General features: G+C 37.3%; 24 protein-coding genes. 21 read left to right on the top strand and 3 right to left on the bottom strand.

Going from position 1 to position 20,729, the window contains the following annotated elements:
- The first annotated feature begins 2 nt into the window (after window positions 1-2).
- The 10 genes from CAP51_RS09905 to CAP51_RS09865 all read left to right on the top strand — a co-directional run bounded on the left by CAP51_RS09905 (window position 3) and on the right by CAP51_RS09865 (window position 8,719).
- The gene (locus CAP51_RS09905) at window positions 3-659 is read left to right on the top strand and encodes a DUF2460 domain-containing protein (RefSeq protein WP_087620601.1); all 657 of its coding nucleotides are present in this window, start codon (window positions 3-5) and stop codon (window positions 657-659) included.
- Window positions 656-1,513, top strand: a complete 858-nt coding sequence (locus CAP51_RS09900; RefSeq protein WP_087620600.1) for a DUF2163 domain-containing protein — start codon at window positions 656-658, stop codon at window positions 1,511-1,513. Before CAP51_RS09905 ends, CAP51_RS09900 begins: the two co-directional genes overlap by 4 nt.
- Before the next feature lie 66 nt (window positions 1,514-1,579).
- A complete protein-coding gene (locus CAP51_RS09895; protein WP_087620599.1) occupies window positions 1,580-3,079 on the top strand; it encodes a hypothetical protein in 1,500 nt (499 codons plus the stop codon).
- 3 nt (window positions 3,080-3,082) lie between these two features.
- The gene (locus CAP51_RS09890; protein ID WP_087620598.1) at window positions 3,083-3,895 is read left to right on the top strand and encodes a hypothetical protein; all 813 of its coding nucleotides are present in this window, start codon (window positions 3,083-3,085) and stop codon (window positions 3,893-3,895) included.
- 11 nt (window positions 3,896-3,906) lie between these two features.
- Window positions 3,907-4,317 (top strand): NlpC/P60 family protein, encoded by a 411-nt coding sequence (locus CAP51_RS09885; protein WP_087620597.1) that lies wholly within the window; start codon window positions 3,907-3,909, stop codon window positions 4,315-4,317.
- Window position 4,318: 1 nt separating this feature from the next.
- Window positions 4,319-6,808, top strand: a complete 2,490-nt coding sequence (locus tag CAP51_RS09880; protein WP_087620596.1) for a phage tail protein — start codon at window positions 4,319-4,321, stop codon at window positions 6,806-6,808.
- A gap of 79 nt (window positions 6,809-6,887) precedes the next feature.
- The gene (locus CAP51_RS09875; protein ID WP_245809124.1) at window positions 6,888-7,175 is read left to right on the top strand and encodes a phage holin family protein; all 288 of its coding nucleotides are present in this window, start codon (window positions 6,888-6,890) and stop codon (window positions 7,173-7,175) included.
- Window positions 7,172-7,927: an NlpC/P60 family protein gene (locus CAP51_RS09870; RefSeq protein WP_087620595.1), complete on the top strand. Its 756-nt coding sequence runs from the start codon at window positions 7,172-7,174 to the stop codon at window positions 7,925-7,927. Before CAP51_RS09875 ends, CAP51_RS09870 begins: the two co-directional genes overlap by 4 nt.
- Before the next feature lie 176 nt (window positions 7,928-8,103).
- Complete coding sequence (locus tag CAP51_RS17345; RefSeq protein ID WP_171294772.1) at window positions 8,104-8,244, top strand: hypothetical protein; 141 nt, start codon at window positions 8,104-8,106, stop codon at window positions 8,242-8,244.
- Window positions 8,245-8,455: 211 nt separating this feature from the next.
- Window positions 8,456-8,719 (top strand): hypothetical protein, encoded by a 264-nt coding sequence (locus tag CAP51_RS09865; RefSeq protein WP_140404429.1) that lies wholly within the window; start codon window positions 8,456-8,458, stop codon window positions 8,717-8,719.
- A 306-nt stretch (window positions 8,720-9,025) separates the two neighbouring features.
- On the opposite strand, the gene CAP51_RS09860 is transcribed toward CAP51_RS09865, so the two are convergent.
- Window positions 9,026-9,829: a hypothetical protein gene (locus CAP51_RS09860; RefSeq protein ID WP_087620593.1), complete on the bottom strand. Its 804-nt coding sequence runs from the start codon at window positions 9,827-9,829 to the stop codon at window positions 9,026-9,028.
- A gap of 390 nt (window positions 9,830-10,219) precedes the next feature.
- On the opposite strand from CAP51_RS09860, the gene CAP51_RS09855 reads away from it, so the two are divergent.
- Together CAP51_RS09855 and CAP51_RS09850 are read left to right on the top strand one after the other, a co-directional pair.
- Window positions 10,220-12,211, top strand: coding sequence for an ATP-binding protein (locus CAP51_RS09855; protein ID WP_087620592.1), 1,992 nt, complete (start codon window positions 10,220-10,222; stop codon window positions 12,209-12,211).
- A 68-nt stretch (window positions 12,212-12,279) separates the two neighbouring features.
- Entirely contained in the window at window positions 12,280-13,266 is a 987-nt protein-coding gene (locus CAP51_RS09850; RefSeq protein ID WP_171294771.1) for a hypothetical protein, read from the top strand.
- 40 nt (window positions 13,267-13,306) lie between these two features.
- Here CAP51_RS09850 and CAP51_RS09845 read toward each other — a convergent pair whose 3' ends face one another.
- A complete protein-coding gene (locus tag CAP51_RS09845) occupies window positions 13,307-14,032 on the bottom strand; it encodes a hypothetical protein (RefSeq protein WP_087620590.1) in 726 nt (241 codons plus the stop codon).
- Window positions 14,033-14,073: 41 nt separating this feature from the next.
- On the bottom strand, window positions 14,074-14,433 hold the full coding sequence (locus tag CAP51_RS17475; RefSeq protein ID WP_245809123.1) for an Arc family DNA-binding protein: 360 nt from the start codon (window positions 14,431-14,433) through the stop codon (window positions 14,074-14,076).
- A gap of 106 nt (window positions 14,434-14,539) precedes the next feature.
- On the opposite strand from CAP51_RS17475, the gene CAP51_RS09835 reads away from it, so the two are divergent.
- The 9 genes from CAP51_RS09835 to CAP51_RS09795 all read left to right on the top strand — a co-directional run bounded on the left by CAP51_RS09835 (window position 14,540) and on the right by CAP51_RS09795 (window position 20,690).
- Window positions 14,540-14,686 carry a CopG family ribbon-helix-helix protein gene (locus tag CAP51_RS09835; protein WP_087620589.1) on the top strand — a complete coding sequence of 49 codons (147 nt, stop codon included), beginning with the start codon at window positions 14,540-14,542 and terminating at the stop codon, window positions 14,684-14,686.
- A gap of 2 nt (window positions 14,687-14,688) precedes the next feature.
- Window positions 14,689-15,399 (top strand): phage antirepressor KilAC domain-containing protein, encoded by a 711-nt coding sequence (locus CAP51_RS09830; protein WP_087620588.1) that lies wholly within the window; start codon window positions 14,689-14,691, stop codon window positions 15,397-15,399.
- Window positions 15,400-15,476: 77 nt separating this feature from the next.
- Window positions 15,477-15,797: a hypothetical protein gene (locus CAP51_RS09825; RefSeq protein WP_087620587.1), complete on the top strand. Its 321-nt coding sequence runs from the start codon at window positions 15,477-15,479 to the stop codon at window positions 15,795-15,797.
- Complete coding sequence (locus CAP51_RS09820) at window positions 15,794-16,045, top strand: hypothetical protein (RefSeq protein ID WP_087620586.1); 252 nt, start codon at window positions 15,794-15,796, stop codon at window positions 16,043-16,045. Before CAP51_RS09825 ends, CAP51_RS09820 begins: the two co-directional genes overlap by 4 nt.
- Before the next feature lie 82 nt (window positions 16,046-16,127).
- A complete protein-coding gene (locus CAP51_RS09815; protein WP_087620585.1) occupies window positions 16,128-16,307 on the top strand; it encodes a hypothetical protein in 180 nt (59 codons plus the stop codon).
- Window positions 16,304-16,690, top strand: coding sequence for a type II toxin-antitoxin system death-on-curing family toxin (locus CAP51_RS09810; RefSeq protein ID WP_087620584.1), 387 nt, complete (start codon window positions 16,304-16,306; stop codon window positions 16,688-16,690). Before CAP51_RS09815 ends, CAP51_RS09810 begins: the two co-directional genes overlap by 4 nt.
- Before the next feature lie 73 nt (window positions 16,691-16,763).
- A complete protein-coding gene (locus CAP51_RS09805; protein WP_087620583.1) occupies window positions 16,764-17,147 on the top strand; it encodes a type II toxin-antitoxin system HicB family antitoxin in 384 nt (127 codons plus the stop codon).
- Window positions 17,148-17,784: 637 nt separating this feature from the next.
- Entirely contained in the window at window positions 17,785-19,158 is a 1,374-nt protein-coding gene (locus CAP51_RS09800; RefSeq protein WP_087620582.1) for a diaminobutyrate--2-oxoglutarate transaminase, read from the top strand.
- Window positions 19,158-20,690 (top strand): pyridoxal phosphate-dependent decarboxylase family protein, encoded by a 1,533-nt coding sequence (locus CAP51_RS09795; RefSeq protein ID WP_087620581.1) that lies wholly within the window; start codon window positions 19,158-19,160, stop codon window positions 20,688-20,690. Before CAP51_RS09800 ends, CAP51_RS09795 begins: the two co-directional genes overlap by 1 nt.
- The last annotated feature ends 39 nt before the right edge of the window (window positions 20,691-20,729 follow it).

Genomic DNA, 20,729 nt, shown 5'->3' with positions numbered 1-20,729 from the left:
ACGTGTCTGACGAAATCTTTCCTGAATTACCTGGTTTACAATGGGAAGCCACAAAAAAGCCTGTCTTTCATACCAAAATTATGCAATCGGTAAATGGCCGTGAACTGCGTGCAAGTTATCAGGCAGTACCCACCTATGAAATTGGACTGTCATTTGATTTTCTACGGGAATGGCAGGATAAACAGGAATTGCAGCAACTAGAAAGTTTTTTTATAGAACGTCGTGGTGCTTTTGATTCCTTTTTATATAAATTCCCAGAGGATCATGATTACCAATGTGAGTTTGTAGGTGATGGTAACACGACACAATTCCAGCTCTATAAGACAACCTATAGCTTGCAGATTCCTTTATCTCATACAGAAGAAGTGATTAACGGGCAGGCAAATCCACTGATGTGGAATCAGAATCCACACAAATTGATGTGGTCAACCGATGATACAACTTTGATGTGGACGGTAAATATGAGTTACCACATCACAAAAGATGGGTTATTAACCTTGTCTATGCCTTTGGCAGAAGGGCAGATTTTGCATGTGGCTGGTACATATTATTACCGCTGTCGTTTTGCTGAGGATGAACAGGAGTACACACATTTTATGCATAAACTCTGGAAAGCAAAGCGGGTCGATTTGATCGGTTCTTTAGGGAATAAAATATGAGACAGGTTTCAGACAGACTCAAAGCATTGCTTGCAGGTAATCAATTTGTCATGGCTGAACTCTATACGATTCAGACCACACAGGGCAATATTTATCGTTATACCAATTATGATTACCACCTCACCGTAGGTGGTTTTTTATATCGGTCAGATGGTCCAATTATTGAGCGTGACAGTTTGAGCTATAAGGTGGGTATTGAGTTAGATAGCTTGAGCGTAACGGTATTGGTAAATGATGATGTCATGCTTGGCTCATTGCCGTTTTTACAGGCAGTACATAATGGACAGTTAGACGGTGCACGCTTTAAGCTGGAACGGGTATTTATAGATATTGCTGATCCATTTGATACCGGTGCAGAAACCATCAAGTTATTTGAGGGCTTAATTGTTGAGCCTGATTTTACACGTAATAGCCTAGAATTTTCTGTGAAATCAGATTTAGATGTGCTGGACGTGCAAATGCCCCGTGATCTATGGCAACCGGGTTGTAAAAACACTTTATTTGATGCCGGGTGTGGTCTATCTCGTGAAGAACATGCTGTGACGGCCATTGTAGAAGCAGGCAGCACTTTAAACCGGATAGTGTGTAGCCTTAATCAACCACAGGGATATTTTACCCAAGGTGTGGTGCAGTTTAGCCAAGGAATCAATCAAGGCATTAAACGTACCATTCGCCTGCATGAGTCCGGATCCTTATTGCTTACCTTGCCTTTACTTGAGTTACCGGCAGTAGGCGAGCAAATCAGTGTGTATCCGGGCTGTGATAAACGCCTAGAGACTTGTGATAATCGCTTTAATAATTTGAACCGATTCCGGGGCGAACCTTTTATTCCGGTGCCGGAAACTGCTGTTTAAACCTAACCTATTAACTAGAGCCTCGCAAATGCGAGGTTTTTTAATGTCTAAATTTTGGAGTAACATATGGCTGAATTACCAAGTGCCGATCAGTTTAATGCACCGACTGTGACAGAAGCACAGTTTAAAGAAGCCCAAGCCAAGCTGATTGACTATGTTGCAGAAATTGGAAATAAAACGGTTGCCATACAATATGGTTTTCAATCTCTTGAAGATTTTGAGGCGGATAAAACTAAGATCCCGGCTGGTTCTTCTGTTGTAGTTGCAGGAGAATTGTATATTTGGGATGGTGGAGCATTAACAAAGTCTGATGATGATCCATTATTAAATGCAAACCAACATACAAATGATTCTATACTTGAATTAGTCGATATTTATGCACAGAAAGAAGACATCACAGACGAGGATTTATTATTTGCAATTACTGATATTAATAATGTTAGAACGTGGATTGAAGCCGATAAAACAGGTGGTGTCACACAACAATCTGCTGAAAAAATTGCAACTGCTGTTAAAGAGCAGAATGCATTTTTAGAAAATAAAGACATCACAGACGACGATTTATTATTTGCAATTACTGATATTAATAATGTACCAACATCTTTATCTGTCAAAAAAAATGGTACGTTTTCAAATATTGCTATTCAAGATATTCAACAGCGTATTAATGTTGCAAATAGAGCATTTTCAGATACGACAAAATTTTCGGTATGGGGTAGTTCTACAATAGAAAACAGTCATACGCAATGGGCGCAACTTGCGAATGATTTGGGTTTCATAAATGTTCTTTTGGGTGGGAAAGGTGCGGAAACAGCAGAAACAATATGCGCAAGACAAGGTTCTATTCCTGCGAAGTTACTCATACCCAGCGGTATTTTAAGTGGCTCAACAGATAATCAAGCAGTCACAGTAACCAACTTTTATATTGATGCCGGAATTGGTGCATCAGCATTGAAGCCATTTGCTGGAACGCTATTCGGCATACATGGAACTTTGTCATATAAATCAGCAAATCCAACACAGCTATGGTTTATGCGTGATGAAGTAGGTGAAGACATCGTAGTTGACTCAGCTATGGAATATGAGTTTATTCCAGATTCTGTCGCATTTAGAAATTCAGTTTGTGTTCTGAATATTGGGAAAAATAATTTGAATTATGGTGTATCGCCCTATGGTTTGCCCGATTATGTTTTTGAATGCACAAAAAAGGCACACCAGTGGTGTAAGCCGTTTTATAAGTTTGTGTTGGTTATGGGGCACTTTGTAGATACAGGCGCAGATGAAGATCAAAAAACACGTGTTTTGACATATAACTCACTCTTAAAAACAGAATTTGGGGAGAGCTATTATGACCTGCAAGCATATTTAATGTCAGAAAAAGTATGGATAGACACTGCTATTACACCAACATCAAATGATCTTGCACAACAATCCGATAATCGTAAGCCTGATTCTCTTTCTTTAGATTCACTTCATATGAATGACGCAGCAGAAACAGCAGTCATTAAGCAAGTTAAACAAATACTTGTTGAATTTGGCTGGTACAACATTTTAAGCGAGGATTAACCAATGAGCAAAGCATTAATTATCAAAGCCAATGAAGCAATGACACCCGGTGCAATACAACGTACAGCTTTGACAGACAAACAAGTCTATGTTTTTGATGTACGAAGTTTAGCGCACAATACTGTGGGTTCAAGAATTAACTCTTTTATGCCCAATATCGTCAGCAAAACAAGTGCGCCAGATATCAAAAGTAACGGTGTGTGGAATTCGGGCGGAATTGGACCTTTTTTACGATTTGATTCGGAGGGCTATTATCTAGACTTATCACGAAGCAACAATGATGCTCGCTGTTATCTAAGATCTAATGCAGATCTACCGGATTCAAGTAATAATGGCAGCAACGGAATTTTACTTACAATAAAATTTAAAGTAACAAACTGGAATGCAGATTATCTGCCAGCTTGGAATGCTGGAGATGTATTAAGTAGTTTTCGAATTGCGAGTACAGGTGGAGTGAATGGTGCTAATCATATCATTCGAATTTGTCAGTTTAAAAATAAATTAATTGTAAGTGGGTTGGGACCAATTCCCTTTTTAACAATTGATGCAATAGATGGATGGATTACAATCTTATGTCATGTATCTAGCTCTCTTGAATTAAAGCACATTACATCGATTTCGAATGAAATATCAAAAGCGGCAGTTGCAAGCACAATCTCTGGAAATATTGATGCAATAAATATTGGAGAATTAGCTGTTAATCAAGGAAATTCAAGCTATACACCACAATTTTTCTTGAAGTATTTAGGTGTATATAGGGGAGATTTTTCAGACGCTGAAATCTTAGCAATGTTTGAATATGTGAAGTCGATTTAAGCAAAAAATCTATGCAAAACATCATCAACGAAGCCCGCGCTTGGCTTGGCACACCCTACCATCATCAAGGCCGTGTCAAAGGCGTTGGTACAGACTGTGGCATGCTGCTTTGTGAAGTCTATCATGCCTGTGGTCTTGTGCCTTATATCGATCCACGTCCATATCCTGCCGACTGGCATTTACACCAGATGGAACAAAAGTATCTGGGCTGGGTCAAACAATATTGTGACGAAGTACATGATCCACAGCCCGGTGATATCGTGCTTTATCACTTTGGTAAATGTATTAGTCATGCCGGGATTGTGGTGGAATGGCCAATGATCATTCATGCCTATATCAAACAGGGTGTCATACTCAGTGATGGCACTAAAGGAAGTCTAGCCCGCAGAATTGCGGGCTTTTATCGTATTAAGGGGCAGTAAAATGGGTGGCGTATTCGGTGGCGGTACCATCAGCACGTCTGATACACGGATCAATTCGATGCGGGTACAGACCTCAGCCTATGGTTTGCCACAGTATCTGGTGTATGGTAAAAACCGTATTGCCGCAAATATGTTCTGGTACGGTGATTTCAAGGCAATTGCACACACCACCACACAAAAAGCCGGTGGTAAAGGTGGCGGGGTAAAAACCAAAAATACCACTTATACCTATTCTGCCTCAATCATGCTGGGTTTATGTGCCAACAAAGTGCGTAAAATTGGGCTGGTCTGGAAAGACAAAGAACAGATTATTGCTAAAACAGAAAGTGGCATTACGCAAGAACCGATCGATCAGCTCAATTTTGAGTTTTTCAACGGCGATCATAATGCCGCATGGGGATATTTACAGACTTATCATCCTGATCAAGCCTTGAACTATCCATTTACCGCCTATGTAGCAGCTTCAAATTATGATATGGGGGATAGTGCCAGCCTGTCTAATCATAACTTTGAAGTCGTTTCTGAGATTACATTTTCAGATAGCATTCATGATGCAAACCCAGCCGATGTAATTGAAGATTTTATGCAAAACCCACGGTATGGTGCAGCACCGAATATCAATATTGATGATCTAACCGAATTTCGCAGCTATTGCACGGCAGCAAATTTACTGATTAGTCCGGCAATTACCGAACAGCGACCTGCTTATGAAATCATTAACGAGATTGTGGAGGCGGTCAATTGTGCGGTGGTACCAAGTGTAGATGGGCTAAAAATCAAAAGTTATGGCGATGCGGTATTAAGCAATCATGGTGTGACTTACACCCCGGATCTAACCGCAGTAGCCCATCTGACCGATGATGATTTTATGGATGAAGACGAACCGGTGCGGGTCAAGCGCAGTCGGGATACCGATGCCTATAACCATGTGCAGATTGAATATATAAACCGTAACAATCAGTACAACACCGAAACAGTCGAAGCCAAAGATCAGGCCAATATCGAAATGTACGGCTTACGCACAGAAGACAGCGTGAAATACGATTTTTTCTGCGAACCTAAAATTGCCCGGCATGCCGCACAACTGCGTTTACAGCGTCAGCTTTATGTGCGTAATCAATACGAATTTCGGCTGGGCTGGAACCATTGTTTACTCGAACCGATGGATATTGTCACCTTAACCGATCCATCACTGGGCTTGAATCAGTTTCCTGTCCGAATTCTGGAAATTGAAGAAGATGAAGATGGTTATCTGAATATCACGGCTGAAGAATTGGCGATTGGTACACGATCGGCAATTGAATATGACCTGCAATCTGCTAATGGCTATCAGGGGGGTAGTGAAGAACCCGGTGATGTCTATGCACCAGTCATCTTTGAACCGCCACTGGATTTAACCAATGGTGAAAATCAGGTCTATGTCGCTGTGGCAGGTGGCTTGAACTGGGGCGGCTGTAATGTTTGGGCAAGTTATGATAACCAGACGTATGAGGCAATTGGTACCATTTATGGATCTGCGCGCTATGGCAACTTGGTACAAGCCATAACAGCCACAGATACTGCTTTACAGGTACAACTCAATACCACCAACAACCAGATGTACAGTGGAACACAAGTTGATGCGGCCGCAGATGCAACCTTATTCAAGATTGGTAATGAATATGCCAATTATGTTGACGCCACTTTATTGGGTAGCGGCTTGTATCAATTATCCGGTGTGATCCGTGGACGATATGCCGATCCGCTTGCACATGCTGCGGGTGAACATTTTGTGCGATTGGATCGGGCCATATTCACTTACCAAATGAATAGAAGCTTAATCGGTAAAACCATCTATCTTAAATTCACCAGTTTTAACGGCTTGCAGGCTAAGGAACAAACGCTCGATGAAGTTGCCGCATACAGCTACACACTAAACGGTGGACAGCCTTCTGGTGTTGCCGGTTTATCTTTGCAGTCCGCATTTGTAGGTACTTCCTTTAAAGTGCAGTGGCAGCAAGTATCTGGTGCAGCCAAGTACATTGTCCAGATATGGGCCAACGGACAGAAATTGCGTGAAGTTGAAACCACCAATACCGATTATAGCTATTCTCTGGAAGAAGCCGAAACTGACGGTATCTGGCGCGCTTATACGATTCGGGTCGCCAGTGTTGCCAATGCACAAACCAGCACATTTGCTGAACTGAACATCAGTAACCCAATTCCTACAATGCTGGATAACATCTATGTGGCTGCAACCGGTGACAGCATCTCGATCAATTGGGGTGCCAGTACAGCACCAGACTTGAAAGATTATCAGGTATGGCTAAGTACAACGTCTGGATTTAATCCGGAAACTATATTGGCCAGTTGGACAGGAACGACCACTTCACACACATTCACTGGCTTGCAATCGACTACCAATTATTACTTGCGTGTCTGTGCTCGTGATAAATGGCGAGAAACATCCTGGAATTACTCAAACCAGATCAGTGTGACCACCAGTGAATAGTGGGATACCGATGATGGATTGGACAACATATCATAATCGCTCTTTTGGGCGATTTTTTACTTAAATATAAGGGGAAACTGTGGATGACTTTATAACATTCCTAACCAAGTTCTGGATCTCATTTCAAACAGCCATTGCAGCATTTGTGATGGCTTTTTTAATGGCAATTCTCAGGACTTACCAAACAACGGGGAGAGCGGACATGCTTGAATCAATTATGTGCGGTTTATTTGCGGTTGGAATTTGGACATTTTTAGACTGGTTATCAATACCCCAGATGGTTGCGGTCGGACTGGCCAGTGCCATTGGTTATTTTGGTACCCATGTCGTCAGTGATTTTATTAAGCGAAAGGTAGACAAACTATGAAGTTTATAGACGAAAGTGCATTTAAATATTTAAGTGTAAAGGCCCCATTGATCGGGGCTTTTATTTTGGGCGTGATTCCCGTGTTGTTGCAAAATGGCATGGACTTACAGCTAATTCCTGCTGAATATCATGCAGCAATTTTAACCGTGGTTTTACCGCTGTTGGCCGTTCTTGGGAAAAAGATCAAACAGCCGGAATTGCATGCTCCGGATCTGAATCAGTTTGCTACAATTCAGCCGCTTGTAAGTACAGCAACCGGTGATCTGGCTTGGATGATTGAAGCAAAAAAACATATCGGGTTGAAAGAGAACACCAGCAAAACCACTCATAATCCAACCATTTTAAAATGGCTTAAATCATTAGGTGCATGGTGGTCTGAGGATGAAACGCCCTGGTGCGGTGTCTTTGTGGCGTGGTGTTTGAAGCAATCTAGTGTCGCATATCCTAAACACTGGTACCGTGCATTGGCTTACACTGAGGGCGGGGCAAAGTTACTTAAACCAGCATATGGTTGTGTGGCGATTAAAACCCGCAGCGGTGGCGGCCATGTCTGTTTTGTCGCTGGTAAAACCAAAGATGGTAAACTGGTGTGTATTGGCGGTAATCAGTCAAATATGGTGTGTTACGCACTTTACAATCCCTCTGACTTTCAAGAATTCCGATGGTATGGCAAAACATCACGTCCGGCAGATAGTCGATATAATCTGCCAATCTTAAATAATGTTACTGCTACTAAAGTGAGCGAGGCTTAGGCTTCGCTGTGCAGACAATTTAAAGTATGCTGCCAAGGATAATTGATGCGTGTAGCCCTCAATTGAGGGTTCTTTCTTGATAACAATTACTTCATTCGACCACTACATAAATATAATGGATTATTAACGCCAAATGTCATATTTATTAAATAATCATCTACACGAGGACAATAAATATGACTACCAAATCAGATCAAACATTAAATGAGCAAAAAGAATCTAATGATGACAAAGGGGATCAAGATTCTTATGAGAATACAAAACCAGAGAAAAAGCCTAATGCGGAACCTGAGAATCCGCTTAGAGAACAAAAATAGCCTAAATGTTGAATAAGCATTTTTAGACTGTTTGATACTTAAGGAATGCTGTTTTTTATTAAATCATGAGCAGCATTCATGATAATGTAATTTATTTTTGTATAATAATTACTCATTTATCAATATTTTCTAAACAGATAACTGAGGATTATTTATGAAAATTACATTTAAAAGAAGTTTAGCTATCTTACTTTTTACCTGCATGGCAAGTATGTCTTTTGCTAATACAGCAGGTATGAATCTATCCCAACAACTCAGTGTAGAGAACTTTATCCAGCTTTGTGTATCGAATGCACCTAAAGAATTGACCAAGGCAGAAGCCACGAAATTCTGTAAATGTGAGATGACCAAAGGTGTAGGGATACAGCAGAATAATATGGTAACAGATAAACAGCATTATGAAGCGATAGAAAAATGTACAGGCAAGGAATTGCTTAAAAAAGCAATTGATGCTGGAACTAAGCAGAATAAATAATGTTAGCATTACTAAAGTAGGTGGAGTCCAAGCTTCATCTCATTATTTACATGTTTACAGAACCTCACCTTTTGGGTGTGGTTTTGAGTCAAAACTTTTTATCTAAGATAGAAGCCGAGACAAAATAAGAATATCCCTGGTAACATAGATAGCAAACCAACAGCCTTTGCATCATAATGATTTTTTATATGCTTGTGGAACATATAAGGACCAAAAATCATTCCAGAAAAAGCCAGAGTAAATCCACTAATAATCAAAAATGCTGACATATTCAAACTTCCTTTTATACTACATAGATGGTTTAAGTTAGTGAATCACTTTAATTTCCTTAGCATCATGAATACTTGAATTACCTTTAATATCTGTAACAAGACAGGAACCTTTTAAGCATATATCTGTAAGATAGTATGATATGTACTGGCTTTTTTCATCCTTTATATTAACTTTTGGAAATTTTTTCTCTTTTTTATTATGAATAGTAGCTAAAAAGGATTCTTGTGCAGCTTTTTCACCTTTATAAATAAGTACACTTCCTACATCAAAAAATTTTAGTGTTCCAATCAATAGAAAAATTAATAAAAGATAATGTAATATAAAAGAAAATTGAAATTTTTCATAGATTAGGTTTTCTTCATTTTTTTTATGGTAAGAATAAATATTTTTATTAAATGATATATAGAAATTATTTATTTTAATTTTTTTACTAATTACATTAATGATATAAATGGTTCTAAAATATAAAGATAAATTTTTATGTATATTGTCATTTATGATGGTTTTTTTATAAAAATGTTTATAAATTAAGTAGTATAAAAATATGAAAAAGAATGTAAGTTTTGAAAAGACCTCTAATAATATTTTCTTCCAACCAGTGAGAGTAATGCTTGCAATTAGCGAAACTAGTAGAAAAAGCATAATTAAAGAAAAGAACTTATCAATACCAACAAGAAGACCGTCCATTACCATGCTAGGTATTGGAATATCAAAAGCATTAATACTATACTCAAAATATTTTATATAACCGTAGTTATACCAGTAGCCACACCAATAAAGAAAAATAGTAAAAACTGATGTAATAAATGCCCAGTCGAAATTAATATTAATTTTCATATATCACTCTTTTTTAGAATTTCTTCAATTCACCAGCACAAAGCTAGTATTTCCCCAGATTGCAACCATAAGACAATCACGACTCACCCAGTATATCGCCTAATTTTTAGGACTAAAACTAACAGCCCGAAAAGAAATAGATACCAGAGCGAATCCCCAAAGCTTGCAGAGGGTTGATCTAAGCCATATCGCTTAACCAGTAAGATGATAAAAATAACAAGCAGCGATAAAAATAAAAAATCCACGATATGATCTTCTTCTATTGTTCCACTAACTTTGAAAACAATCTTTTGTTCTGTTCAAAAAATCTAGCTAAACCATATCACAATGCCTCATGATGGGGTATATTATCTCAATAAACTTGTTATATAAGTCAATATTGTGAATAACATGGACAAAAAAACTCAAAATTTTAAACCGTTAAAAATTGTCGCAACGCCTGGGCATATAAAAACTTTAACAGAAGCATCCGCAACTAAGGCATTGAGTGAGCTTATTTGGAATGGTTTTGATGCATCATCTCAAATAGTAACTGTAACACTTAAATATAATTCTATGGAGGGTCTTGACTCTATCATTGTTGAAGATCAGGGTGATGGAATTCCATTTAAAGATGTAGCATCATACTTTGGAGAGATTGGTGACTCATGGAAAAAATTAAAAAAAGATAACTATCATCACCCTTTACATGGTCAAAATGGTAAAGGACGATTTAAAGCATTTTGTTTAGGTGCAGATATAGAGTGGGAAACGACTTTCTTAGATCAGAATAAATATAGTACTTATTCAATTCTTGGTAATCATAATCAAATTGAGGAGTTTAAAACTAGCGATTTAGAAAATAATGATAAAGGTCAAAAAGGGACTAGAGTTATTATTTCAAATTTATTTAAAAAAGCCGATGAATTAATAAAAGATAAAACACTAAATGAATTAACGAAATGTTTTGCAGTATTTTTAACTGAGTATCCAAATTTACAATTGAATTTTAATGGAGTAAAAATAGATCCTAAAAGTGTTCAAATATGCTCAAGAAATTATGATCTAACAGAAGATTGTAGTTATATTACAGATCACTCAGTAACACTAACTATCGTTGAATGGGATATAGAAACTGATCGAGTCATCAATTTATGTTCAGCAAAAGGTATCTCCTTAAATGAATACGAACCAAAAAATAGAATTAAAGCGAAAGGTTTTAATTTTACTGCATATTTAAAAAGTGAATATTTTCAAGAATTAGAAAATACAGGGACATTAGGATTAGCTGAACTCGAACCAACAGTAAAAACTATCATTGATATTGCAATAACGACTATTCAGGCACATTTTAGAAAAAGAATTTCAGAAAAATATAGTGGTATTGTTCAAGAGTGGAAAGATCAAGATATTTACCCATATAAAGATAAAAGTAGTCTGACTTCTGTAGAGAAAGCTGAACAAGAGGTGTTTGATATTCTTGCTGTGAATGTACAAACATTTTTACCAAATTTTGATAAAACTGAAACGACATCTAAGAAATTTATGTTTAAACTAATTGCTCAAGCTATTACAGAAAATCCAGAATCTGTTCAAAAAATTATTACTGAAGTTTTGGGTTTAAGCAAAGAGGATCAAGATAAATTGGCAGAATTATTAAACAATACTGAACTTTCTTCAATTATTTCATCTGCAACGATTGTGGCAAACAGGTTAAATTTCCTAGATGAATTAGAGAGTCTTCTATTTGGGGACAAGACTAAGAAAATCTTCACTGAAAGAGACCAATTACATAAAATGCTTGAAAATGAAGCATGGATTTTTGATGAAAATTTTACTTTATCTCAATCTGAAGAACGTTTAGAAACGGTACTAAAAAAGCATATCTCCAAACTAGGCGATCGTGAAGATACAATAGAAAGCTTTGATCCAGTACTACTCTCAGATGGTAGAACAGGGCGTATTGATTTGATGCTAAGTAAAGTAAACCAAACACGTCATGGAGAGTTTGATTACTTGGTTGTGGAGCTAAAACGACCATCCAAAAAAGTTGATGCTGAAGTCATTGTTCAAATCAAAAAATATGCCACTGCTGTTGCTATGGATGAAAGATTTCATAATGTTCCAGCCAAGTGGACTTTCCTCGCTATTTCTAATGAGTTGGATGCTTATGCGGAAGAAGAATCTAATCAAAGAAATAAACCAAAGGGTTTAATACATGATTCTTCACAGCAGAATATTACAGTATGGGTTAAAACGTGGTCTGAAATTATTGCGAATGCAAGAGCCAAGCTACAGTTTATTAATCAGCATCTGCAATATGAAGTCACACAAGAAAGTTCTCAGAAGTACTTAAAAGAAGTACATGGGAAATATATTCCTAAGTGTATTGATAATATTTAATTTTACTATAATATCTTAAATGTAGTTTAAATTGGAATTTAAAGCACTATATGAAATTGATATATGATTTGTTAGAGTTGGATAAAAGAAATGATATTTCTTATTCAATTGGATTTATTTCTAATATTTTAATTTTGACTTTATTACTTGGGTTTTTTTTGAGTTTTTTAATAATATCTATTTTTTTATTGGTTGCTTTCATCAATAAATTTATTTTAATGATTGTTAGTTCTAATATTTATATGAAATTTATTATATTATTTTTTTTGCTAATACTTTTAAAATTAAGGCAAAAACAAGATCTTGCGAAAGATATTGATATGAAATTGAAAAAATATTTCAATAGACAAGATACTGAAGGATTAATTAAGTATAAAGCAATTATAATGATGTTTTGTGTATATATTTCACTATGTCTTTTAGGATTGATGCTATATAAGTTTACAGGAAATCAGATAAGTAATTCAAATAAATCTGATATTATTAATATATTTATTTGGGCAACCTATCTTCTCGCACCTATTGTCGCTATTTGGGTTTTTAGTGATTGGAGAATTCAAAAGAAGTATGAAGTTAATAAGGAAGTATCTTTAAATCTTCTAACTGTTATTCTAGAACTAGAAAATTGCTTAGAAGAATTAATGGCAATCACTACTGAATTTAGATGTTTAAAAAATGATGATGAGCTTAATTTTTTTGGAAAAAAATGTGATGAATTGTCTTTGAGGTTTATTGATTTAATCAATAAATTAAAATCAAATAACAATATGCATCATGGTTTAGTAAGAGATTTTAAAGGAAATAAGATTATTTCATTAGAAATGTTGAATAGTGCTGATAGTTTTTTTCAAAGTTTAATTGATATGGTTTTTGAGATACATGATAATTATGACTCTGATATTAAATTGAAAAGCATTGTAGATCAATTACTTCAAGATACAATAAAAGCAGTTGGTGAAAATCAAATCTCATATAGAGATTATTTTGGTCCAATTAAAGAATTATTAAGTAGTGAGTGCCAGCCCTATAGAAAAGCATCTTTTAAATTAGACTAAAAGTGTCCAACTTTTGGGGTGAAGTTCATCACGGTGCTTTTTATAATTCACCTAAAAAAATAACTTTTCTGTCAGCGACCCATTCAACACCGCTTCGCGGTTCAATATCGATAAGATAATAATAATTGATGAATAACCAGCCAACATGCTCTTTAAAACTAAAACCATACTGACTTGGATAATCAGACATATTATAATAATTCATGTCTGTCTTTCCAATAAAATCAAAGCATTGTTCACCTAATAATTTGATACATGCGGTGCTAATACTCATTGTGATTTTTAAGCGTGTTTGAAAATGGTCTAAATCTTCTTTTAATATATTAACCAGATCTCTTGGCACCACAAAATCTGGATTTGCATAGACTCTACAACCAAAAGACTTTATGAAATACTTAAATAAATTAGTTTGTTGAATAGCAAAATCTTCTCCATATATTTCTTCAAAATCAATAAAGCGTCTTTCTAAAATTAGTTCACTATTATTCAAAACATATTCAATGAATTTGTCATATGCACGGTCATATGGCTGACTCAGAGTATTATTACATTGCTTACATAAATCTTTTAGATTTTTAATTATATCAGAGTTAGCACCTTGTAATTTAGTTTCTTTACCATTTTTAAAGTGTATGGGTTGCTTTTCATTTAAGTTGCGATATGAGCCTTTGCCATAAGCCCGAACAATATCTGTTTTTTTTAAAGCGTGTTCTGATGTATCTGCAATATTTTCTTCGCATATCCAACATAATCGAAGTCCATTCATTTATTAAATCCTAAGACTTTTTTTCTTGAAATAAGATAAAGTTAGCTTTCATCACTTTTTTTAAATGCATTAGGAAATAGTCTTTCTGCATTAGATCTAATTTCAGAAATCAAAAGATCATATTTTTCGATTTTTATTTTTAATTCACTATTATTTGATTTCTGTTGCAACATAGCCACTAAATCATCTCTTTCAGACAAGTAACGAGAATGCATTCCCATAAGATAGGCAGCAACGATTTGGTTAAGTCCTTCAGCAGGGATTGTTTCAATAAAACTTTCTTCAAGTCGGTACACTGCCTCAGCATTAATAGACCTTCCACTTTCTTTAGCCGCTTCTTCAACTTTTTGTTTAAGCTCAACAGGTACACGTAAGTTGAATTGAGGGTCATTTCTAGCCATTACATAACTCAAATAAATTTTTTATAAGAATATGATAGTACGGTACTAGACACAATATTAGTACGGTGCTAACATTAGTACCGTAATAGCACAAGAGGAACAAATTGTGGCAAGATCAGATACACAAATGGCAGTTCGTATACCGCCTGAATTACATGCTTGGCTTAAAGAATTAGCTGTGAAGCATGATCGTTCAATGAATTATTTAGTCGTGAAAGCGATTAAGCAATTTAAGCAACAAATGGAGATTTGAAAATGAATGCGTTAACAAAGCTGCAACAAGTAAAATTCATGTCTAGTCGTGAAATTTCAGAATTAACAGGTAAACGACATGACAATGTTGTTCGTGATACTCGTCAAATGCTTGGTAGCTTAGATGACTCAATATTGAGTCATGAAGAATATCAAGAGCTTAAAGATAATCGTGGCTATACATCTGAGTTTTTGTTGAATAAAAATCTAAGCATCACTTTGATGACAGGTTATGACGTAAATGCACGGCATAAAATCAATGTACGTTGGCAAGAACTGGAAGCACAGATCAATAAACCAATAGACCCAATGCAACTCCTAGCTAATCCAAACCTGTTACGTAACGCATTACTGACCTATTCAGAGAAAGTCATTGAACTAGAGCAGAAAGTCGAAGTCATGCAACCGACCATAGATGCATTTGATCGCATCGCTACAGCAGACGGCAGTTTATGTCTAACCGATGCAGCCAAAACTTTACAGCAGGAACCACACAAATTTAACAAGTGGCTTAATCTGAATGATTGGATCTATAAACGTACTGGCAGCAAACATTGGGTTGCTTATCAGGAGAAAATCAAATCAGGGTATTTAGAACATAAGGTTAAGGATATTCCAATGCCCGATGGCTCGATCAAGATTTCAGAGCAGGTGAGAGTGACACCAAAAGGCTTAACCAAACTTTCTAAATTATTGGGTAACAACAATGTTTAATTTAGGCAATAAAAAAGCCCTCACGAAACTTGCAGGAATCAAGGGCTTTCAGTTGTCAACATATAGGAATATCAACGATGAATAGTATAGCTCATGTTATACCTGATATGCAAAATTCTGGATCAGAAGAATCGAAACCTTTTGTATATTATGGTTGCGCGGAAAACTTTTTTACCACCGATCAAAATGCAGATGACGCAGATGCTCATGATGTTGCAAATATCTTATTAACACAGGCCTTGGCCACAGCAAAACTTTTGATTGATAACGGTTCAAGTATCAAGTTAGGTTTTCGATTCAGCCATAGCATTATTATTGATGCGATTTCAGGTATGGAAACTCAAATCGAAATGGCATTAAAGGCTTTGAATCACCAAGCACAGGAGCCAAAACTATGAACATGGCAATGAAAGATCAGGTCATCGTGGTTAAGGCAGACTTAAAACACATGATCCAATTATTAGGTTTTGCCAGTGATGTTGCCGGACAGCTTGATGTCATGTGTAAAACCATTGAGGAAAAGGCAGCAGAGCGTAGCGATGTAAAGGCTTTGGCACATGTTGCACGTTGCCACGCAGAAAGCTGGGCAAATCTATTTGATTGCGACCGGGAAGAATATCAGGATAAGTATTTTCCTAAACCTTGATATAATGTGCCTGCTTGAGATAATGGCTTTATGCTAAAATCAGCAGGCATAATCTCAATATGGGATCATATAGGTGATAGATATGAGTAAACGTCTTAAAGATTACAATGTTGATGAGCGTAAGGATCGTCCTGCTATTTCAGGGCAAATTTTACCTATTTCTTTTGGAAAAGACGAAGCGACTAAACGTGTTGTTATGCACAGCGCAAAAAGAGTGATTAAGCAGCATAGAGAAGAAATCCAAGAGCTTGCATATAAATGAATCTGATTAATTCAACATTTGTTATAGCAGTTCATGATGAGATTTTGAGACAGACAGGAGTTGGTCGAGAAGGTTGCAACATTGATAAGCTTGAAGGTGTTTTAAGCCGTATTGACCAGCAGATGTATTACAACAATGTTCAGGATTTATTCGAAATAGCTGCATGGTTTGGTATTGCTTTAGCAAAAGGTCATGCATTTGTTGATGGTAACAAGCGGACAGGACTTGCGGTAATGCTTACGTTTTTGGAAATTCAGGGTGTAACTATTAAGGAACAAACTGGTCTGGATGATCTAATGGTAGATATCGTTGAAAGCCATGATGAGCATGAGATTTTAGCTCAGAAAGTATCAGACTTTTTATATGAATTATCTGAGATTTAAAATGATAAAAAGATACGCCAATTGGTACACTGCGTAATATTTATAAACAAGCTGGCTGGGAATGGAGGTAAATATGTTATATCCAGTATATGTTCATAAAGATCCTGATACTGCCTATGGCTTAACTTTCCCGGATTTTGAAGGCTGCTTTAGTGCTGCTGATGAAATGCAGGATATTCAGCGTATGGCACAAGAAGCGGTAGAATGCCATTTCGACGGTGAAGATATAGCATTACCTGAGCCTTCTAGCCCCGAACAATGGATCGGCGATGAACGCTTTGAAGGAGGGTATTGGTTATTGGTAGACATCGACATATCAAAAGTGAATACAAAATCCGTGCGTATTAATATCAGTATGCCAGAAGCATTGGTAAAACGTATCGATGCGGTTGCCAAGAAACAACATCTTAGCCGTTCGGCTTTCTTGGTAAAAAGTGCAGAGATGGCTTTGCAATAATTAAAAAGTGATTTAAGCAGAAAAAAGGAATCCGCATTGGTTTCTTTTTTTATATAAAAGAGCAGGGCACGTTTTCGGGCACAACTATTATAATCTAATAGAATCTATAAGATTTTAAATATTTGAAAATAAACGAATTAGCCTTTAATAGAAGCTATCCAAAAGTATCGAATATAGTTCGAGTCTCTCCGTCCATATTTTGTAATAAAAGCAATGAAGTTAAATAATTTGGTTTAGAAATTTTCCTCTTAAACTCTATTTTCTTATTTAAAACTAAATCCAGTTTATTTACGTGCTATGGAGATTTCCCTGAACAAAAAACAGTATGTTTTCCGCTCAGCTATGCGCTTATGGTAATTTTTATTATTTTTTTGTATTTTTTGATTTTTTGTCATTTATTTTACTTTATTCATTGTTAGACTTAAGCACTATGAAGAGCATTGGAATATTTTTGAAAAATCATCATTTTTTCTCGGCAAAATTGCATAAAAATGTTTTTTTTCTTTAAAAATTCTGTATGATCGGCTGCCTAGGACTAAGATAGAACAAAGCATTATCCTAAACTAGCTACTATGGTATAAGTCTTAGATTGCTAAGGCTTATTTCTTTTTACCCTTATCTGAGATGGTAATCCGATATGAGCGTATCTTCAAACGATCCAACTGCCAAGACTAATGAATATTATTTGACCCGCCAAAGTCAAATGGAATCAAATGTTCGTAGTTATCCTCGTAAATTACCTTTAGCAATTGCGAAAGCGAAAGGCTGTTGGGTCACCGATGTCGAGGGTAATGAATACCTCGACTGTTTAGCTGGTGCAGGTACTCTGGCATTAGGTCATAATCACCCTGCTGTAATCCAAAGTATTCAAGACACTTTAGCAAGTGGTTTGCCACTGCATACCCTTGATTTGACGACTCCATTAAAAGATGCTTTTACAGAAGCATTGTTATCTTATTTGCCGGGTGGTCAGGAAGAGTATTGCTTACAGTTCTGTGGTCCATCTGGTGCAGATGCGACAGAAGCTGCAATTAAATTGGCCAAGACCTATACTGGCCGCAGTACAGTGATCAGTTTTTCTGGTGGCTATCATGGTATGACACATGGTTCATTGGCAATGACCGGTAACCTGAGTGCAAAAAATGCTGTGAATGGTTTAATGCCATATGTACAGTTTATGCCGTATCCACACGAATACCGCTGCCCGTTTGGGATCGGTGGTGAAGCAGGCGTTGATGCGCTAACGTATTATTTTGAACAGTTGATCGAAGACGTAGAAAGTGGCGTAACCCGTCCTGCTGCGGTGATTCTTGAAGCCATTCAAGGTGAAGGCGGTGTCGTTATTGCCCCAACAAAATGGTTGAAAAAAATTCGTGAAGTGACAGAAAAGCACAATATTGTGTTGATTCTGGATGAAGTACAGGCGGGTTTTGCCCGTTCTGGAAAAATGTTTGCATTCGAGCATGCTGGAATTGAACCTGATGTGGTGGTGATGTCTAAAGCTGTTGGTGGTAGCTTGCCGCTGGCGGTATTGGGTATCAAACGTAAATTCGATGCATGGCAACCAGCAGGACATACCGGTACATTCCGTGGTAACCAGTTGGCGATGGGTACAGGTCTTGCGACTTTAAATACCATCAAAAAAGATAATCTGGCTGAGAATGCACAGCAACGTGGTGACTTTTTACAGGCAGAATTGAAAAAACTTCAAGCAGAATTGCCTTGTATCGGTCATGTGCGCGGTCGTGGTTTGATGATCGGTATCGAAATTATTGATGAGCGTCAGGCACCAGATCATCTGGGTGCTTATCCAGCCGATTCACAATTGGCAGCAGCGATCCAAACAGCATGTTTTGACAATAAACTGATGCTGGAAAAAGGTGGTCGTGGTGGTACTGTGATTCGTTTACTTTGTCCGCTGATTATTACGCAAGAAGAGTGTGAAGAAGTATTGAAACGCTTTAAGAAAGCTGTGGGTGAAGCACTTATTGCTGTACGAGGCGCGCAATAATGGTTGATTTTGCCCAGCATCGTAAAGCGTTATTGTGCAATGATGCACAGTCTATTGCCGATTATCAGTCGGCAATGACTGATGCCGTCAAGGCTGTATCTGCATGGTTGCAAAATGACAAAATGTATACAGGCGGCAGTATTAAGGAATTGCGTGCAGCGATTTCCTTTAATCCGTCTCAACAGGGTATGGGCTTACAACCAGCATTAGAGCGCATGGTTGAGCTTTTCCTGAATAAAAGTCTGAAAGTCCATCATCCACATTCTCTGGCACATTTGCATTGTCCTACCATGGTCACCAGTCAAATTGCCGAAGTGTTGATTAATGCCACCAATCAATCTATGGATTCTTGGGATCAAAGCCCAGCTGGTTCTTTGATGGAAGTACAGTTGATTGACTGGTTACGCCAAAAAGTTGGTTATGGCACAGGTACCGCAGGTGTGTTTACTTCAGGTGGTACGCAGTCCAACTTGATGGGTGTATTACTGGCACGAGATTGGTGTATTGCCAAAAACTGGCAGGATGAAAATGGTCAGCCTTGGTCTGTACAACGTGATGGTTTACCTGCTGAAGCCTTGAAAAAAGTTAAAGTGATCTGTTCTGAAAATGCGCATTTTTCTGTGCAAAAGAACATGGCTATGATGGGCATGGGTTTTCAGTCTGTGGTTACTGTCCCTGTGAATGACAAAGCCCAGATGGATGTTGATGCGCTGGAAAAAACTATGGCGCATTTGCAGGCAGAAGGTAAAATCGTGGCTTGTGTGGTTGCAACTGCGGGGACGACTGATGCCGGTGCGATTGATCCATTACCACAGGTGCGTGAAATCACCCGTAAATATGGTGCGTGGATGCATGTCGATGCAGCTTGGGGTGGTGCATTAATTCTTTCGAATGCTTATAAGCATTGGTTAGATGGTTTATCTTTGTCAGATTCTGTGACACTGGATTTCCATAAGCATTATTTCCAAAGCATTAGCTGTGGTGCATTTTTACTTAAAGATGAAGCAAACTATCGATTCATGCATTATGAAGCGGAATATTTAAATTCTGCCTATGATGAAGAACATGGTGTGCCAAATCTGGTATCAAAATCATTGCAAACCACACGTCGTTTTGATGCATTAAAATTATGGATGACCATTGAGGCATTAGGCGAAGAGCTGTATGGTTCGATGATTGACCATGGGGTTAAACTGACGCGTCAGGTTGCTGATTATATCAAGGCAACAGATGGGTTGGAACTTCTGGTTGAGCCACAATTTGCATCAGTATTGTTCCGCGTGGTACCAAAAGATTATCCGCTTGAGTTTATCGATAGCCTGAATCAGAATGTGGCCGATGAATTATTTGCCCGTGGTGAAGCCAATATTGGTGTGACGAAAGTGGGTGATGTTCAGTCATTGAAAATGACCACCTTAAGCCCTGTCGTGACATTTGAAGATGTTCAGGGTCTTCTGGCATTGGTTCTTGTTGAAGCAGACCGTATCAAGGATGCGATTGCGACTGGTAGCTATGTACCAGCAATTGATTAAGATGCTGTAATTAATGTAAAGAAAGACTGCTTCGGCGGT

The organism is Acinetobacter populi, assembly GCF_002174125.1.
Taxonomy (GTDB): domain Bacteria; phylum Pseudomonadota; class Gammaproteobacteria; order Pseudomonadales; family Moraxellaceae; genus Acinetobacter; species Acinetobacter populi.
The sequence above is the reverse complement of the archived record's forward strand: the minus strand, read 5'-3'. Positions and strand labels throughout refer to the sequence as shown.

Excerpts from the sequence above, each read along its gene's own strand:
- CAP51_RS09830 (WP_087620588.1), top strand. The coding sequence starts at position 14,689 with ATGAATGCGTTAACAAAGCTGCAACAAGTAAAATTCATGTCTAGTCGT.
- CAP51_RS09805 (WP_087620583.1), top strand. The coding sequence starts at position 16,764 with ATGTTATATCCAGTATATGTTCATAAAGATCCTGATACTGCCTATGGC.
- CAP51_RS09795 (WP_087620581.1), top strand. The coding sequence starts at position 19,158 with ATGGTTGATTTTGCCCAGCATCGTAAAGCGTTATTGTGCAATGATGCA.
- CAP51_RS09880 (WP_087620596.1), top strand. The coding sequence starts at position 4,319 with ATGGGTGGCGTATTCGGTGGCGGTACCATCAGCACGTCTGATACACGG.
- CAP51_RS09865 (WP_140404429.1), top strand. The coding sequence starts at position 8,456 with ATGTCTTTTGCTAATACAGCAGGTATGAATCTATCCCAACAACTCAGT.
- CAP51_RS09825 (WP_087620587.1), top strand. The coding sequence starts at position 15,477 with ATGAATAGTATAGCTCATGTTATACCTGATATGCAAAATTCTGGATCA.
- CAP51_RS09870 (WP_087620595.1), top strand. The coding sequence starts at position 7,172 with ATGAAGTTTATAGACGAAAGTGCATTTAAATATTTAAGTGTAAAGGCC.
- CAP51_RS09845 (WP_087620590.1), bottom strand. The coding sequence starts at position 14,032 with ATGAATGGACTTCGATTATGTTGGATATGCGAAGAAAATATTGCAGAT.
- CAP51_RS09855 (WP_087620592.1), top strand. The coding sequence starts at position 10,220 with ATGGACAAAAAAACTCAAAATTTTAAACCGTTAAAAATTGTCGCAACG.
- CAP51_RS09820 (WP_087620586.1), top strand. The coding sequence starts at position 15,794 with ATGAACATGGCAATGAAAGATCAGGTCATCGTGGTTAAGGCAGACTTA.
- CAP51_RS09885 (WP_087620597.1), top strand. The coding sequence starts at position 3,907 with ATGCAAAACATCATCAACGAAGCCCGCGCTTGGCTTGGCACACCCTAC.
- CAP51_RS09900 (WP_087620600.1), top strand. The coding sequence starts at position 656 with ATGAGACAGGTTTCAGACAGACTCAAAGCATTGCTTGCAGGTAATCAA.
- CAP51_RS17345 (WP_171294772.1), top strand. The coding sequence starts at position 8,104 with ATGACTACCAAATCAGATCAAACATTAAATGAGCAAAAAGAATCTAAT.
- CAP51_RS09815 (WP_087620585.1), top strand. The coding sequence starts at position 16,128 with ATGAGTAAACGTCTTAAAGATTACAATGTTGATGAGCGTAAGGATCGT.
- CAP51_RS09800 (WP_087620582.1), top strand. The coding sequence starts at position 17,785 with ATGAGCGTATCTTCAAACGATCCAACTGCCAAGACTAATGAATATTAT.
- CAP51_RS17475 (WP_245809123.1), bottom strand. The coding sequence starts at position 14,433 with ATGGCTAGAAATGACCCTCAATTCAACTTACGTGTACCTGTTGAGCTT.
- CAP51_RS09890 (WP_087620598.1), top strand. The coding sequence starts at position 3,083 with ATGAGCAAAGCATTAATTATCAAAGCCAATGAAGCAATGACACCCGGT.
- CAP51_RS09860 (WP_087620593.1), bottom strand. The coding sequence starts at position 9,829 with ATGAAAATTAATATTAATTTCGACTGGGCATTTATTACATCAGTTTTT.
- CAP51_RS09810 (WP_087620584.1), top strand. The coding sequence starts at position 16,304 with ATGAATCTGATTAATTCAACATTTGTTATAGCAGTTCATGATGAGATT.
- CAP51_RS09895 (WP_087620599.1), top strand. The coding sequence starts at position 1,580 with ATGGCTGAATTACCAAGTGCCGATCAGTTTAATGCACCGACTGTGACA.